This window comes from Methylobacterium sp. Gmos1, assembly GCF_053764715.1.
Map to the genome: position 1 here is coordinate 51,395 of NZ_JBSNCC010000006.1, position 15,585 is coordinate 66,979.

Genomic DNA, 15,585 nt, shown 5'->3' on the forward strand with positions numbered 1-15,585 from the left:
GGCCTCCATGACCATGACCGCCTCCCCCGCCCTGTCGCGCCGCTTCTTCCTCGCGGGATCGGCCGCCGCGGCCGGCGGCCTCGCTCTCGGCTTCGATCTGCCCGGCGCCCAGGCCGCCTCCCCGACCACGCCGCCCGAGGTCAACGCCTGGGTGGTGGTGCGCCCGGACGAGACCGTGGTGATCCGCATCGCCCGCTCGGAGATGGGCCAGGGCACGCTCACCGGCCTCGCCCAGCTGGTCGCCGAGGAGCTCGGCTGCGACTGGAACAGGGTGACGACCGAGTACCCGACGCCGGGCCAGAACCTCGCCCGCAACCGCGCCTGGGGCGACTTCTCGACCGGCGGCAGCCGCGGCATCCGCGAATCCTACGTCGCGGTGCGCCAAGGGGGTGCGGCCGCCCGCACGATGCTGGTCGCGGCGGCAGCCCAGGACTGGAACGTGCCGCCCGGCGAGTGCCGGGTCGAGCGCGGCACGATCAGCCACCCGGGCTCGGGCCGCTCCACCACCTTCGGCAAGGTCGCCGAGGCCGCCGGCCGGATGGAGCCGCCGAAGGACGTGGTCCTGAAGGACCCCAAGGACTGGATCATCGCCGGCAAGCCGGTCAAGCGCCTCGACACGGTCGAGAAGACCGACGGCTCGCAGGTCTACGGCATCGACCTCAAGCTTCCCGGCATGCTCAACGCCGCGATCCGCGACTGCCCGGTGGTCGGCGGCACGGTGAAGAGCGTCGACGCCTCGGCGGTCGAGAAGATGCCCGGCGTGCGCAAGGTGGTGCGGGTCGGCGACAGCGCCGTGGCCGTCGTCGCCGACACGTTCTGGCGCGCCAAGACCGCGGTCGAGGCGCTTCCCGTCGTGTGGGACGAGGGCCCGAACGCGGGAGTGTCGAGCGAGACGATCGCCGCGATGCTCAAGGAAGGGCTCGACGCGCCCGAGGCCTTCGTCGGCAACAAGGCGGGTGACGCGGCGGGCGCGCTGAAGGGCGCCGCCAAGGTCGTCGAGGCGACCTACGCCTACCCGTTCCAGAACCACGCCACGATGGAGCCGATGAATGCCACGGCGCGCTGGACGCCGGAGCGCTGCGAGGTCTGGACCCCGACCCAGAACGGCGAGGCGGCGCTCGCCGCGACGGCCGAGGCCGCCGGCTTGTCGCCGCGGCAATGCGACGTGCACAAGATCCACCTCGGCGGCGGCTTCGGCCGGCGCGGCGCCACCCACGACTGGGTGCGCCAGGCGGTGCTGATCGCGAAGGAACTCCCCGGGACCCCGGTCAAGCTGATCTGGACCCGCGAGGAGGACATGACCCACGGCCGCTACCACCCGGTCACCCAGTGCCGGATGCGGGCCGCCCTCGACGAGAGCGGGAACCTCACCGGCCTGCACATGCGGATCTCCGGCCAGTCGATCCTGGCCGGCATCCTCCCGGGGCGGCTCGGGCCCGACGGCAAGGACCCGGTGGCGTTCCAGGGCCTCAACCCCGGCGGGGCGGAGGCCGCGATCGGCTACACGATCCCGAACCTGCTCATCGACCACGCGATGCGCAACCCGCCGATCATCCCGGGCTTCTGGCGCGGGGTGAACACCAACCCGAACGCGATCTACCTCGAATGCTTCCTCGACGAGGTGGCGCACGCGGCCGGCCAGGACCCGCTCGCCTTCCGGCGCAAGCTGATGGGCAAGCACCCCAAGCACCTCGCCGTGCTGAACGCGGTGGCCGAGCGGATCGGCTGGGACGACAAACCGCCGGAGGGGGTGCACCGGGGCCTGGCCCAGATCATGGGCTTCGGCAGCTACGTGGCGGCCGCCGCAGAGGTCTCGGTCGCCGACGACGGCAAGATCAAGGTCCACCGCATCGTCGCCGCCACCGATCCGGGAATCGCGGTCAACCCGCAGCAGATCGAGGCGCAGGTCGCCGGCTCCTTCGTCTACGGGCTGTCGGCGGCGCTCTACGGCGAGTGCACGGTGAAGGACGGGCGCATCGAGCAGACCAACTTCGACTCCTACCCGGTGCTGCGCCTCGACGAGATGCCGGCGGTGGAGGCGATCCTGATGCCGTCGGGCGGCTTCATCGGCGGCGTCGGCGAGCCGACGATCGCGGTCGCGGCCCCCGCCGTCCTCAACGCGGTCTTCGCCGCGACGGGCAAGCGGGTGCGGCAGATCCCGGCGAGCCGCACGGACCTGAAGCGCGCGTGAGGCGGTTCGCCCTCCTCCTGCTGCTCGCGACCCAGGTGACGGCGTTTCCGGCGGCGGCCTCGCCGCCGGGTGCCTCGTCCTGCTCGGGGTGCCACGGCGCCCCCGGCGGCGCGGTGCCGAGCCTCAGCCGTCACTCGGCCGAGGACATCGCGGCCTCGCTTGCCGCCTTCCGGAGCGGCGCCCGGCCGGCGACGGTGATGAACCGCATCGCCAAGGGATTTTCGGAGGAGGAGAGCCGGGCGATCGCCGACTACATCGCGGGGGGCGGCCAATGATCTCGATCGGCCGCCGGGCCGTGCTGGCGGGGCTCGCCGCCGCCACCCTCCCCCGCCCCGCCCTCGCGCAGGGTGCGCGGGGACGTGTCGTCGTGATCGGCGGCGGCTTCGGCGGCGCCACCGCCGCGCGGGTGCTGCACCGGGCGGGCCTCGACGTCACCCTGGTCGAGCCGGCGGAGACCTACTGGGCCTGCCCGTTCAGCAACGAGGTGATCGCGGGCCTGCGGCCGATGTCGGCGCAAGGCTTCGGCTACGAGGCCTTGCGGGCGAGCGGCGTCGCCATCGCGCGGACCAGCGCCGAGGCGGTCGACGGCGCCGCCCGTCAGGTGCGCCTCGCCGACGGCCAGGTACTCGACTACGACCGGCTGATCCTCTCGCCCGGCATCGCGCTGCGCTTCGACGCGCTGCCGGGCTACGACGCGGCCGCGGCCGAGGTGATGCCGCATGCCTGGAAGGCCGGGGCGCAGACGGAGCTCATGGCCAAGAAACTCGCTGCGCTGCCGGACGGCGGCACGGTGGTGCTGTCGGTGCCGGGCAATCCCTATCGCTGCCCCCCCGGCCCCTACGAGCGGGCGAGCCTGATCGCCTGGTACCTCAAGACCCACAAGCCCCGCGCCAAGCTGATCGTGCTCGATGCCAAGGACACGTTCTCGAAGCAGAAGCTGTTCGAGCAGGCGTGGCGGGCGCTCTATCCCGGCATCCTCGACTACGTACCGCTCGCCGCGGGCGGCCAGGTCACCTCGGTCGATCCGGCGGCGATGACCGTCGCCACCGACTTCGAGACCTACAAGGCCGACCTCGCCTGCATCATCCCGCCCCAGCGGGCGGCCTTGATCGCCACGCAGGCCGGCGTCGCCGACCGCTCGGGCTGGTGCCCGATCGACCCCGTCACCTTCGAATCGCGCCTGGTACCGCGGATCCACGTGATCGGCGACGCCGCCATCGCCGGGGCGATGCCGAAATCCGCCTTCTCGGCCAACGCGCAAGGAAAGGTCTGCGCAGAGGCGGTGACCGACCTCCTCGCCGGGCGGACGCCCGGGGACCCGAAGCTGATCAACACCTGCTACAGCCTGGTCGCGCCGGGCTACGGCATCTCGGTCGCCGGGGTGTACCACCCGGACAAGGGCGTGCTCGCCGACGTCGAGGGCGCCGGCGGCACCGGCCCGCTCGACGCGCCCGAGGCGGTGCGCCAGCAGGAAGCGGCCTATGCCGAGGACTGGTACCGGACGATCACGAAGGCGGTGTTCGGGTGAGGCACGGGCTTGCCGTGCTCCTCGCCCTCACCCAGACCGCGCTCGCACCCGCGCCCGTCGTCGGCGACGCGATCCCGCTGCCGCTCGACGGCCGGACCGGCGACGCGGGCCGCGGCCGGGTAATCGCCACCGACACCCGCAGGGGCCTGTGCCCGCTCTGCCATACCGGCCTCGGCGGCAGCGCCCCGGCGGGCGATCTCGGGCCGGACCTGTCCGATGTCGGGGCGCGGCTCTCGGCGGGGCAGTTGCGCCTGCGGCTCGTCGACGGGCGGGCCTTGAACCCCGCGACCCTGATGCCCTCCTACTACCGGATCGACGGCACGCGGGTCGCGAGCGCCTGGCGCGGCCGGCCGGTGCTGGAGGCGGGCGAGATCGAGGACGTGATCGCCTATCTCGTCAACCTGAAGGGAGGGCAAGGGACGCCATGACGGCTCTCGACATGACGGCTCGCCACATGACGGCTCTCGACCGCCGCACGCTCCTCGCCGGGGGCGCCGGCCTGCTCACGGTCGCGCTGGTGCGCCCCGGCCGCGCCGCGATCGTCCGGCCGAGCCGGGAGGCCACGGTGGAGGCGATCCGCCGCTTCACCGGCGGCGCCGCCGTGCAGGCGGGCCGGATCCACCTCGACATGCCGCCCCTGGTCGAGAACGGCAACACCGTGCCGCTCGCCATCACGGTCGAGAGCCCCATGAGCGAGACGGACCATGTCCGCCGCATCGCGGTGTTCAACGACAAGAACCCGCAGCCGCAGGTGGTGACGCTGCATCTCGGCCCCCGCGCCGGCCGCGCCGCGGTCAACACCCGGATTCGGCTCGCCGATTCCCAGACGATCACCGCCATCGCCGAGATGCGCGACGGCACCTTCTGGTCCGCCACCGCCGATGCGATCGTGACGCTGGCGGCCTGCGTGGAGGGATCGTGACCATGGCTCGCGCCCTCATCAACCTGCCGAAGACCGCGAAGGCCGGCGCGGTGATCGAGATCAAGACGCTGATCTCGCACCCGATGGAGACCGGCTACCGCCCCGGCCCGGACGGCCGGCTGATCCCGCGCAACATCATCACGGGGTTCGTCTGCGCTTACGACGGCGAGGAGGTGTTTCGCGCCGAACTGTCCCCGGCGAGCGCGGCGAACCCGTACCTGACCTTCACCACCGTCGCGACGAAGACCGGGACGCTGCGCTTCACCTGGACGGGGGACAACGGCTTCTCGCAGACCGAGGAGGTGGGGATCACGGTGACGTGACGATCCCGGCGATCGGCTCGGAACGAGGCGCGCCGCCCCTGCCGGACCGTCGATGCCAAGCTGGCGGCCTGGCGACAATTCGAGAACGGAACCAAGGGTCGTTTCCGACGACCATTTGTATCACACGAGCGGACCTCGTGCCTCGCCCGAGGTTCGCCCGCCCCCGCCGCACGCTGCATCGTGGGCGCGGCCGGGATGATAACGAACCGGAGGAAGACGCCATGACCCGCATCGACCGTCGCACGCTCCTCGGCGCCGCGAGCCTCGCGCTCGCGGGCAGCACGGCGCAGGCCGCCTCCGACCCCATCGCCCCGCCCTCCCCACCGGCTTCGCCGCCGCGCGAGGTTACCCGCACGCTTGCCCGCTACGTGACGACGGCCCGCTTCGAGGACCTACCCGAGGCGGTGCGGCGGGAGGGCACGCGCACCTTCCTCAACTGGGTCGGCGTCGCCATCGGCGGCTCCCACCACGAGACCCTCGACGTCGCGGTCTCCGCACTCCAGCCCTTCTCCGGGCCGCCGCAGGCCGGGCTGTTCGGGCGCAGCGAACGCTTCGACATCATGAACGCGGCGTTCCTCAACGGCGTGTCGAGCCACATCTTCGACTACGACGACACCCACCTGAAGACCGTGATCCACCCGGCCGGGCCGGTCGCCTCCGCGATCCTGGCGCTCGCCGAGATGCGGCCGGTCTCCGGCGCCGACTTCCTCAACGCGCTCGTGCTCGGCGTCGAGACCGAGTGCCGGATCGGCAACGCGGTCTATCCCAACCACTACGACGTCGGCTGGCACATCACCGGCACGGCGGGCGTGTTCGGCGCCGCCGCCGCGGCGGGCCGGCTGATGGGTCTCTCCGAGCAGCAGATGGTGTGGGCGCTGGGGCTCGCCGCCTCGCAGCCGGTGGGCCTGCGCGAGTCGTTCGGCTCGATGAACAAGAGCTTCAACCCCGGCCGCGCCGCCGCCAACGGGCTGTTCGCGGCGATCCTCGCCTCGAAGAACTACACGAGCTCGGACGGGATGATCGAGGCCAAGCGCGGCTGGGCCAACACCATCTCGACGAAGCAGGACTATCGCGAGATCACCGAAGGGCTCGGCACCCGCTACGAGGCGGCGCTCAACACCTACAAGCCCTTCGCCTGCGGCATCGTCATGCATCCGGCGATCGACGCCGCGGTGCAGCTGCGCAACGAGAACCGCCTGACGCCCGGGCAGATCCAGCGCGTCGACCTCAAGGTGCACCCGCTCGTGCTCGAACTCACCGGCAAGACCGCGCCGCGCACCGGGCTCGAGGGCAAGTTCAGCATCACCCACGCGGTGGCGGTGGCCCTCGTCGAGGGGGCGGGCGGCGAGAGGCAGTTCAGCGACCGGGCGGTGCGCGACCCCGTCGTGACGGCCTTGCGCGCCAAGGTCGTGCCGGCCGTCACCCCGGGCGTGAAGCCCGAGCAGGTCGACATGACGATCACGCTCACGGACGGGCGCACGCTGACGCGCCACATCGAGCACGCGATCGGCAGCGTCGAGAACCCGATGAGCGACGCGGACCTGGAGCGCAAGTTCACCGACCTCGCCGACGGCATCCTGCCCGAGTCGCAGATCCGGCGCGTGATGGGCCTGTGCTGGGACGTGGCGAACCTGAAGGACGCGGGCGAGGTCGCACGGGCCGGGGTGCAGGCCTGACCCGAAACCCGCGGCAGCGGAGCGCTCGCCGCGCATCGCCAGCGGCTGGCGCAAGTGCCGTCTGGCACCACGGCACAGCGTGTCGGCCAGGGTCTCGGTGACGCGCGCTGGCCGGCACACCGGCGGCCCGGTGCGTCGCCGCCCTTTCTCGGTTCACCCCTTCTCCCCCGGCGCAACCCGACACGATTCGACCGTGTGACCTTGGCCCGGAGGAGCCTTCGTCCGGATCCCCTCGAGCGGATGCGCGATCCCTTTCCCTGTTGCGCTCCGCCCTGAGCCGGGCTACAGAGGCTTCGCGGTCAGCACCCGTAGCTCAGCTGGATAGAGCGTTGCCCTCCGAAGGCAAAGGTCACACGTTCGAATCGTGTCGGGTGCGCCATTCTCCTCGATAACTTAGTTGTTTTGCGGCCCTGCTTCCGGAGCTGGTGTGTGCGTGCCATGGGCATCGCACCGCTTTCCGGTGCGGCTGGATGATGCACGCTGCCTCTGAGACCGGATGGCCGGTCGAGCGGCCGGCAGCGCCCGAGAGGACGACCCGCACGATGCCGATCAAGGCGCTCAACGACCGCAAGAAGCTCTCGTCGGACTTCAACGAGGCCAACGACGCCTTCATCGACGCGGTGCTGGGCGCGCTGCAGGCCGGAGAGATCCCCCTCGATCTCGCCCGAGCCTATCTCGCCCATCCGGTGGCGATGATGCACGCGAGCGGCGCGCAGGCCGTGGCCGATTATTTCGAGCGGATCCTGTCGCAGAAGCCGACGATCGACTGGACGCCGGGCGGCTGAATCGAGCAATCTTGCGGCCCAGCACTGCGCGCAGGGCGCCTCCGGCATTCCGCGAGGCGGGCGGAGCATCGTGAGGCGCGGGGCCGTCCCGTCATGAGAGTGATGCCTGTCGCGACCGGCCTGCTGCTCGCGAGCACGGGCGCCGCCCTGGCCCAGGCCGGGCCTCCGGAGCGTCCGGTTCTCGACTGCGCCGACTTCTCGAAGGCGACGGACGAGGCCGCGCTGGTCAAGCGCTTCGGCAAGGAGAACGTCGTGCGCGGCAAGCTCGACGGCGCCGAAGGTCAGACCGTGCCCGGCACGATCGTCTACCCGAAGGATCCCGTCCGTCGTCTCGAGATCAGCTGGTGGGATACGGGCAAGCGACGGCGCCTCGCCGAGATCACCGTGAAGGACAAGTCGGAGTGGCTGGTGCGCACGCCCGGCGCGGCCCGCGCGACGGTCGGCTTGAGGGCGGGCCTCGACGAGGTCGAGGCCGCCAACGAGAAGCCGTTCCAGCTCAACGGGTTCGGGTGGGATTACGGTGGCTACGGCATGGGCTGGAAGGGCGGCAGGCTCGATCGGATGGCCGGCGGCTGCAACCTGTCGGTGCGCTTCAATCCCGATCCCAAGGCGGCGGGCAAAGCGCTCGACAAGGTCTCGGGCGAGAAGGAATTCGGTTCGTCCGATCCCGCCGTGAGGGCCGTGAAGCCGTTCCTGTCCTCGATCGCGCTGGGGTGGCCGGAGAAGTAGGCGCGCGCCGGATCGTCCGCTCCCCACTCGTCGCCTCGGGCAGCGAGCACAGTGCCGTGCCGCCGCCTCCGTCGGGTCAGGCCACGGGCCACGACCCAGCGCGGGTGCGGCAGCGACGGCGGGAAGCATGAACCCTCCCCCTCTGCGCAGGGTCGTCCGGAGAAAATGACGAGGCGCGGAGCTTCCCCTCTCCCCGCGGGCGCAGGGCTGTCCGGGAGACAGGAGTATCGCGGGTTTCCCCCTCCCCCCTCTGCGGGGGAGGGTGCCCCACGGGGAGTGCGAAGCACTCGTGCTGGGGCGGGAGAGGGGAACCCCGCTTCCGAAAAGGTCGCGACCATGATGACGGGCGCCCCCTGAATCGGCGTCGCGCTGCCCCTCTCCCGACCTACTCCGTAGGCCACCCTCCCCCGCAGAGGGGGGAGGGTTGACCCGTGGCGGTCGTCGCTCCCGCACCGCACAATCTGCTGTGTCGTGTACCGTCGGGTCAGGCTTCGGGGGAGGCGGCGTCGGCGAACGAGAAGGTGCGTCACCCGCCGCAGCGCACCCCCACCACCGCCCCGGCGAAGCGCCCGGCGACCGCGCCGGCGGTGAGCGGCGGGGTGCCGCCGGCGGGCGCCATCCGGGCGTCGGGACCGAGGAGCGCCACGAGCGCCGGCAGGCCGACGAGCGGGTGGGTGAGCGGCGGCAGCACGCCGGCGACGAGGCGGGGCTGCGCCGGCAGGCGGGCGACGAGGCCGAGGAGGCGGCCGGCGCGGTCGAGGACCGGCGCGCCGGCGGCTCCGGGCTGGAGCGGGGCGAGGAGGCCGGCGGCCGCAACCTCGCCGGTGGTCACGGTCGGGCCGTCGGCGCCCATGGCGAGCACGAGGGTGGCCTCGCCCGGGGCGGGCGGGGCCGGCGCGAGGGCGGGCGCGGCCTCGCCCGCGGCCGCCGGCGTGGCGCCGTCGAGGAGCGCGAGGCCGCTCGCCTCGTCGCGCCGCAGCACCCGGGCCGGCGCGCCGGCGACGAGGGGGCCGGGGCAGGATCCGGGCAGCACGGCGACGACCCGGCGGGGCGCGACGACGAGGCCGGTCGCCGTCGCCGGGCCTGGTGCCGGGGCGGCCGGCTCGGGCAGCGTCGCGACCGGGCGCGGGGCCGCCGTCGGGGCCTCGCCCGGGAAGGGCACGAAGCTGTTGGCGATGGCGATCACCAGCCGGTCCATCTCCCGGGCCGAGCCCTTGTCGTAGGACAGGGTGAAGCCGCGCACGCCCGCCGGGCCGGCGGCGTGCCGGATGTAGAACTTGCCGCCCGCGGTCTCGCCGGTGACGACCGTGAAGTCGGGGCGCTTGAGGGTGTAGGTCACCTTGCGCTCGGGCGCCGCCGCGGCGCTCTGCGCGAACAGGGCGTCGAGGTCGGTCTCCCCGGGGGCGTAGGCCCTGGTGTCGAGGGTGACGCGCCCGTCCGGGCTCTGCCAGCGGGTGCCGGCGGGCAGGCGGCTGCGCTTCGCCATGAGCCTTTCCGGCACGCCGAGGACGAGGCCGGTGGCGGGATCGGCCGCCACGGTGAACCGGGCCGCCCGGCGCGCCGCCTCGCCGGCGGCGAGCAGCGCGGCGCGGGCGGGCTCGTCGAGGATCCCGGTCGTCGGGGCGCCCGCCTTCGCCTGCCAGGCGCCGATCGCCTCGTAGGTGCGCCGGCCGAAGGCGCCGCTGACGACGCTGTTGTAGCTGCCGGCCCAGACCAGGGCGTCCTGCACCGCCCGGCGCTCCGCCTCCGGCCGGGCCTCGAAGGCGGTGCGGGCAGCCTCGAAGGCCGGATCGGGCGTTGCTGCGGGGCGCGGGGCCGGGGGACTCTGCGCGAGGGCCACCGGGGCGAGGGCGCCGCCGGCAAGAAGCGGCATCAGGCCGGCGGCGAGCAGACGGGCGGGTCGCGGCATCGGGCTCTCCGAGGACGAGGCGCCAGACCTTGGCAGAGGCGGGGCCGGACTTCCAGGCGCCTCGGTCCGGCCTCCCGGGCGGAATCGATCGTCCCGGGGTGGCGCCCGGATTGCACCGCGGCCGGGGGCTGCTTAGGCTCCGCCGGCGGGGAAATCGCTGAGGGGCCGGACATGTCGCTCGTCACACGGGTCGGTCGCGTCGCGGTCGCCCTCGCCGGGATCCTGGCGGGATCCGCGAGTGCAGAGGCCCAGCAGCCCCCGAACCCGGCGCCCCGCCGGGCCGCCCTGGCGCAGCCGGCGACGAGACCCAAGGGCTTCGTGCGCCCGGCGCTTGCCAGCGAGGCGGTGCGGCTCGAGGCGCGGGTGAAGGAGGAGGGCGGCGCGGGCGGAAGATCCGCCGCGCAGTGGCGGCGCGAGGCCGACGCCCTCAAGGCCAAGGGCGACACCGACGGGGCGCTCGCCGCCTCCCGCCGCGCCGCCGCGGCCGAGCCGGCCGACTGGCGCAACTGGTCCGTCCTGGCCGAGACCGCGAACGACGCCGAGGCCGGTGATTACGACGCCAACCGGAGACTGAAGGCGGAGGCCCGGGCCGGCGCCTACCTGGCCTATCAGCGGGCCGGCGCCCCCGCGGACGAGGCACGCGCGCTGGCGCTGCTCGGCGCGGTGCAGGCCAAGCAGGAGAGCTGGCGCCCGGCGCTGGAGGCCTACGCGGCGAGCCTAGCGCTCGCGGGCGACGCGGACACCGCCAAGACCTACGAGGCTCTGCGCGAGGCGCACGGCTTCCGGGTGCTCGACTACAAGGTCGATTCCGACGCCGCCGCGCCGCGGGCCTGCTTCACCCTCTCGGAGGCGATCGACCCGAAGGCGGACGTGGCGCCCTTCGTCGCCGTCTCGGGCGCCGCCGACACCGCCGTGACCGCGCAGGGCCAGCAGGTCTGCGTCGACGGCCTGCGCCACGGCGAGCGCTACGGCGTGGTCCTGCGCCAGGGGCTGCCCTCCAGCGTCGGCGAATCCCTGCGCAAGGCGGCCGATTACGAGATCTACGTCCGCGACCGCAGCCCGCAGGTGCGCTTCACCGGCCGCAACTACGTGCTGCCCCGCACCGGCCAAGCCGGCGTCCCGGTGGTCTCGGTCAACGCGGCCAAGGTCGAGGTCGAGGTGGTGCGCATCGGCGATCGAGGCCTGCTGCCGGCCCTGCGCAGCGACGAGTTCCTGTCGCAGCTCTCCGGCTCCGGCATCCGCACCATCGCCCGCGAGCGCGGCGTGCCGGTGTGGAAGGGCACCCTCGAGACCGCGCCGGCGGAGATCAACCGCGAGGCGGTGACCGCCTTCCCGGTGCTCCAGGCGGTCGGACGGATCGAGCCCGGGCTCTACGTGATGACGGCGCGGCCGGGCGGCACCGCGTCGCTCGCCGACGAGGAGGGCGGCTACGAGAGCGAGGCGACGCAGTGGTTCGTGGTCTCGGATCTCGGGCTGACCGCCTTCAAGGGCCGGGACGGGATCCACGTGATGGCCCGCTCCCTCGCCTCGGCCGGCGTGGTCAAGGGGGCGGAGATCCGGCTCGTCGCCCGCAACAACGAGGTGCTGGCGACCCGCAGTACCGACGGCCAGGGCCTCGCCGCGTTCGATCCGGGGCTCGCCCGCGGCGAGGGCGGGGCGGCGCCGAGCCTGGTCGTCGCGCGCCTCGGCGACGATTACGGCTTCCTCGACCTCTCCTTGAGCGCCTTCGACCTCGCCGACCGCGGCGTGAAGGGGCGGCCCGCGCCCGGCGCGGCGGAGGCCTACCTGTTTCCCGAACGCGGGGTCTACCGTTCCGGCGAGACGGTGCAGCTGACCGCCCTCCTGCGCGACGCCAGGGGCGCGGCGATCCCGGCCCTGCCGCTGACCCTGGTGGCGAAGCGCCCGGACGGGGTCGAGTATCGCCGGGCGCAGGTGGCGGATGCGGGCTTAGGGGGCCGCGCCTTCTCCCTGCCGCTGCTGCCGGGAGCGCAGGCCGGCACCTGGCGGGTCGCCGCCTACACCGATCCGAAGGCGCCGCCGGTCGGCGAGGCGGCTTTCCTCGTCGAGGATTACGTGCCGGAGCGCCTCGACGTGACCCTGGCGCCGGCGCAGGGCGCCCTGAAGCCGGGCGAGCCCGCGGCGATCGCGGTCGCGGCGCGCTATCTCTACGGCGCGCCGGGCGCAGGGTTGAGCGTCGGCGGCACGGTGACGGTGCAGCCGGCCGCCCGCAGCGGCATCAAGGGCTTCGAGGATTTCTCCACCGGTCTCGACGACGAGCGCGTCGAGCCGGTGACGGCGGAGTTGGAGGCCCCCGTCACCACCGACGCGCAGGGGCGCGCGACGGTGCAGGCGCCGGTGCCGGGGGCGAGCGGCCCGCGGCCGTTCGAGGCCCGGGTGTCGCTCCAGGTCGGCGAGCCCGGCGGCCGGGCGGTGCAGCGCAGCCTGACCCTGCCGATCCTGCCCGCCGGCCCGGTGATCGGCCTGCGAAAGACCTTCGGAGACTTGCGCGAGGGCGCGACCGCGACCTTCGAGGTGGCGGCCGCGCGGCCCGACGGCACGCGGCTCCCGGGCGACGCGACCTGGACCCTGCTGCGGGTCGACCGGCGCTACCAATGGTACCGGGCCGACGGGCGCTGGTCCTACGAGCCGGTCAAGACCACCGCCAAGGTCGCCAACGGCCGCGTCGCGCTCACGGCCGGCGCGCCGGCACAGATCGCGATGCCGGTCGGGCTCGGCCAGTACCGCCTGGAGGTGCGCGGTCCCGGCTTCGAGGCGGCGAGCCTGTCGTTCGGCGTCGGCTGGAGTGGGTCCGAGACCGCGGACGCGCCCGACCTCCTCGACCTCACCCTCGACCGCGAGGCCTACGCCTCGGGCGACGTGCTGAAGGCCGTCTTACGCCCGCGCTTTTCCGGCACCGCTACCGTCGCGGTGGTGAGCGACAAGGTCCACGAGATCCGCACCCTCGACCTGCCGGCGGGCGGCACCACGGTCGAGATTCCGGTGAAGCCCGACTGGGGCGCGGGCGCCTACCTCGTCGCCACCGCCTACCGGCCCCTCGACCAGGCAGCGAGGCGCCTGCCCGGCCGGGCGATGGGGCTCGCCTGGTTCGGGATCGACCGCGACGCCCGCAGACTCGGCGTCACCGTGGAGGCCCCCGCCAAGGTCCGGCCGCGGGGGAGCTTAAGCCTGCCGATCCGCCTCGCGGGGCTCAAACCCGGCGAGGAGGCGCGGGTGACCGTGGCGGCGGTCGATGTCGGCATTCTCAATCTCACCCGCTACGCCAATCCGGACCCGTTCGGGTTCTTCTTCGGCCAGAAGGCGCTCTCGGCCGAGATCCGCGACCTCTACGGCTACCTGATCGACGGCATGCAGGGCACGCTCGGCGCCATCCGCTCCGGCGGCGACGCCGGGGGCGCGGAGCTGGAGGGGGCGCCGCCGGCGCAGGAGCCCCTGGCGCGCTACTCCGGCGTCGTCACGGTCGGGCCGGACGGCCGGGCGGAGGTGAGCTTCCCGATCCCCGCCTTCAACGGCACCGCCCGAGTGATGGTGACGGCCTGGAGCGCGACGCGGGTCGGCGCGGCCTCGGCCGAGGTGGTGATCCGCGATCCGGTGGTGGCGAGCGGCACCCTGCCGCGCTTCCTCGACGTCGGCGACCGCTCGCGCCTGCACGTCGCCCTCGACAATGTCGAGGGAGAGGCCGGCGACTACGCGGTCGACGTTGACCTCGCCGGGCCGGTGGTGGTGCCGGCAGGCTCCCTCGGCCGCTCGCTGCGCCTGGAGCCGGGCGGGCGCGGGTCGGTCGAGATCCCGCTCACCGCCGCAGGACCCGGCCTCGCCCGGATCGACCTGCGGCTGACCGGCCCGGGGCTCGCCGAGCCCGCCGGCCAGAGCTTCTCCCTCGGCATCCAGCCCGGCACCGGGGCGCTCCTGCACCGCGAGGTGCGCCGGCTCGAGCCCGGCGCGAGCCTGACCCTGTCGGGCGATCTCCTCGCCGAGGTGATCCCGGGCACCGGCACGGTCACGCTGGCCTCCTCCCCGTTCGGGGGGATCGACGTGCCGGCCCTGCTCCAGGCCCTCGACCGCTACCCTTACGGCTGCACCGAGCAGGTGGTGAGCCGGGCCCTGCCGCTCCTCTCGGTCAACCGCCTGGCGGCTTTGTCCCAGCTCGGCCTCGACGGCAGCGCCGACGAGCGGGTGCGGGGTGCCATCGACCGGGTGCTGTCGCGCCAGGACGCGAGCGGCGCCTTCGGGCTGTGGTCGGCGGGCAACGCCGAGGACCTGTGGCTCACGGCGTATGCCACCGACTTCCTGACCCGGGCGCGGGAGCGGGGATTTGCCGTGCCGCCGACGGCGCTCGCCCTCGCCCTCGACCGGCTTCGCAACAGCGTGGCGAATGCCGGCGAGGTGACGGATGGCGGGCTCGACCTCGCCTACGCGGCCTACGTGCTCGCCCGCAACGGCCGGCCGGTGATGGGCGACCTGCGCTACCTCGCCGATACGCGGCTCGCCTCGTTCGCGACGCCCCTCGCCCGCGGCCAGATCGCCGCGGCGCTGGCGCTGCTCGGCGACCGGGCTCGGGCCCGCACCGCCTTCGAGGCCGCGGTGGCCGCCCTGCGGGCCGAGCGCGACAGCGGCGCCTACCGGGCCGATTACGGCTCGCGCCTGCGCGACGGCGCCGGGCTGATCGCGCTCGCCGCCGAGACCGGGGTGGCGCGGGACGCCCTCGGCTCGCTGGGGACCATGGTCGGCGAGGAGCGCGAATCCGGCCGCCCGACCAGCACCCAGGAGCAGGCCTGGATGGTGCTGGCGGCAGCCGAGCTCGCCAAGGATGCAGGAAAGGATGCGCCCGCCCTCGCCCTCGACGGCGCGCCGGTGACGGGCGCGCTCTACCGCACGTTCTCCGGGGCCGCCCTGGCGGCAAGGCCGGTGACGGTGGCGAACCGCGGCACCGCCCCGGTTCAGCTCGCGCTCGGCGTCTCGGGCAACCCGGCCGTGCCGGAGCCGGCGGAGGCGAAGGGCTACGCGATCGAGCGCAGCTACCACCGCCTCGACGGCAGCCCGGCCGACCTCGCGGCGTTGCGCCAGAACGACCGCCTGGTGGTGGTGCTGAAGGTGACCGAGGCCAAGGCCAGCGCCGGCCGCCTGCTCCTCGTCGACCGCCTGCCGGCGGGCCTCGAGATCGACAACCCGAAGCTCCTCGACACTGACGCGACCGCCGGCCTCGCCTGGGCGAAGTTCGACGTGAAGCCCACCCACACCGAGTTCCGCGACGACCGCTTCGTGGCGGCCTACGACCGGGATCCCGGCCAGTCGGCGTTCTTCAGCGTCGCCTACACGGTGCGGGCGGTGACGCCGGGCCGCTACGTCCACCCGGCCGCGACGATCGAGGACATGTACCGGCCCGAGCGCTACGGGCGCACGGCGTTCGGGACGCTGGAGGTGGGGGCGGCGCGGTAAGCGTCTCTCACGAAACTCCCGCTGCGCCGGCGCCGCCCCATCGAGCGACGCCGGTGACCGGGAGC

At 73.8% G+C, this 15,585-nt stretch carries 11 protein-coding genes and 1 tRNA gene; 11 read left to right on the plus strand and 1 reads right to left on the minus strand.

Annotated features, from left to right (window positions below):
• Positions 1-7 precede the first annotated feature (7 nt).
• The 10 genes from ACS5PV_RS14025 (at position 8) to ACS5PV_RS14070 (ending at position 8,154) form a co-directional block, all read left to right on the plus strand.
• Positions 8-2,191, plus strand: coding sequence for a molybdopterin cofactor-binding domain-containing protein (locus ACS5PV_RS14025; RefSeq protein WP_455395941.1), 2,184 nt, complete (start codon positions 8-10; stop codon positions 2,189-2,191).
• Positions 2,188-2,466, plus strand: coding sequence for a c-type cytochrome (locus ACS5PV_RS14030; RefSeq protein ID WP_455395942.1), 279 nt, complete (start codon positions 2,188-2,190; stop codon positions 2,464-2,466). The genes ACS5PV_RS14025 and ACS5PV_RS14030 overlap by 4 nt, the downstream gene beginning before the upstream one ends.
• Positions 2,463-3,719, plus strand: coding sequence for an FCSD flavin-binding domain-containing protein (locus ACS5PV_RS14035; protein ID WP_455395943.1), 1,257 nt, complete (start codon positions 2,463-2,465; stop codon positions 3,717-3,719). Before ACS5PV_RS14030 ends, ACS5PV_RS14035 begins: the two co-directional genes overlap by 4 nt.
• The gene (locus ACS5PV_RS14040; RefSeq protein ID WP_455395944.1) at positions 3,716-4,147 is read left to right on the plus strand and encodes a sulfur oxidation c-type cytochrome SoxX; all 432 of its coding nucleotides are present in this window, start codon (positions 3,716-3,718) and stop codon (positions 4,145-4,147) included. The genes ACS5PV_RS14035 and ACS5PV_RS14040 overlap by 4 nt, the downstream gene beginning before the upstream one ends.
• A gap of 26 nt (positions 4,148-4,173) precedes the next feature.
• The gene (locus ACS5PV_RS14045) at positions 4,174-4,641 is read left to right on the plus strand and encodes a SoxY-related AACIE arm protein (protein WP_455396216.1); all 468 of its coding nucleotides are present in this window, start codon (positions 4,174-4,176) and stop codon (positions 4,639-4,641) included.
• 2 nt (positions 4,642-4,643) lie between these two features.
• Positions 4,644-4,964, plus strand: coding sequence for a thiosulfate oxidation carrier complex protein SoxZ (gene soxZ, locus ACS5PV_RS14050; RefSeq protein WP_455395945.1), 321 nt, complete (start codon positions 4,644-4,646; stop codon positions 4,962-4,964).
• A 221-nt stretch (positions 4,965-5,185) separates the two neighbouring features.
• Complete coding sequence (locus tag ACS5PV_RS14055) at positions 5,186-6,640, plus strand: MmgE/PrpD family protein (protein ID WP_455395946.1); 1,455 nt, start codon at positions 5,186-5,188, stop codon at positions 6,638-6,640.
• A gap of 302 nt (positions 6,641-6,942) precedes the next feature.
• Positions 6,943-7,019 (plus strand) — tRNA-Arg (locus ACS5PV_RS14060).
• Between the two features lie 163 nt (positions 7,020-7,182).
• Complete coding sequence (locus ACS5PV_RS14065; RefSeq protein WP_355282188.1) at positions 7,183-7,425, plus strand: hypothetical protein; 243 nt, start codon at positions 7,183-7,185, stop codon at positions 7,423-7,425.
• A gap of 102 nt (positions 7,426-7,527) precedes the next feature.
• Positions 7,528-8,154: a hypothetical protein gene (locus ACS5PV_RS14070; protein WP_455395947.1), complete on the plus strand. Its 627-nt coding sequence runs from the start codon at positions 7,528-7,530 to the stop codon at positions 8,152-8,154.
• 526 nt (positions 8,155-8,680) lie between these two features.
• Here the strand turns inward: ACS5PV_RS14070 and ACS5PV_RS14075 are convergent.
• Complete coding sequence (locus ACS5PV_RS14075; RefSeq protein ID WP_455395948.1) at positions 8,681-10,063, minus strand: peptidoglycan-binding domain-containing protein; 1,383 nt, start codon at positions 10,061-10,063, stop codon at positions 8,681-8,683.
• Positions 10,064-10,234: 171 nt separating this feature from the next.
• Between ACS5PV_RS14075 and ACS5PV_RS14080 the strand changes: the two genes are divergently transcribed.
• Positions 10,235-15,520, plus strand: a complete 5,286-nt coding sequence (locus ACS5PV_RS14080) for an alpha-2-macroglobulin family protein (RefSeq protein WP_455395949.1) — start codon at positions 10,235-10,237, stop codon at positions 15,518-15,520.
• The last annotated feature ends 65 nt before the right edge of the window (positions 15,521-15,585 follow it).

Coding starts and splice junctions, on each gene's coding strand:
- soxZ (WP_455395945.1), top strand. CDS start 4,644: ATGGCTCGCGCCCTCATCAACCTGCCGAAGACCGCGAAGGCCGGCGCG.
- ACS5PV_RS14045 (WP_455396216.1), top strand. CDS start 4,174: ATGACGGCTCTCGACCGCCGCACGCTCCTCGCCGGGGGCGCCGGCCTG.
- ACS5PV_RS14025 (WP_455395941.1), top strand. CDS start 8: ATGACCATGACCGCCTCCCCCGCCCTGTCGCGCCGCTTCTTCCTCGCG.
- ACS5PV_RS14055 (WP_455395946.1), top strand. CDS start 5,186: ATGACCCGCATCGACCGTCGCACGCTCCTCGGCGCCGCGAGCCTCGCG.
- ACS5PV_RS14035 (WP_455395943.1), top strand. CDS start 2,463: ATGATCTCGATCGGCCGCCGGGCCGTGCTGGCGGGGCTCGCCGCCGCC.
- ACS5PV_RS14065 (WP_355282188.1), top strand. CDS start 7,183: ATGCCGATCAAGGCGCTCAACGACCGCAAGAAGCTCTCGTCGGACTTC.
- ACS5PV_RS14080 (WP_455395949.1), top strand. CDS start 10,235: ATGTCGCTCGTCACACGGGTCGGTCGCGTCGCGGTCGCCCTCGCCGGG.
- ACS5PV_RS14070 (WP_455395947.1), top strand. CDS start 7,528: ATGCCTGTCGCGACCGGCCTGCTGCTCGCGAGCACGGGCGCCGCCCTG.
- ACS5PV_RS14075 (WP_455395948.1), bottom strand. CDS start 10,063: ATGCCGCGACCCGCCCGTCTGCTCGCCGCCGGCCTGATGCCGCTTCTT.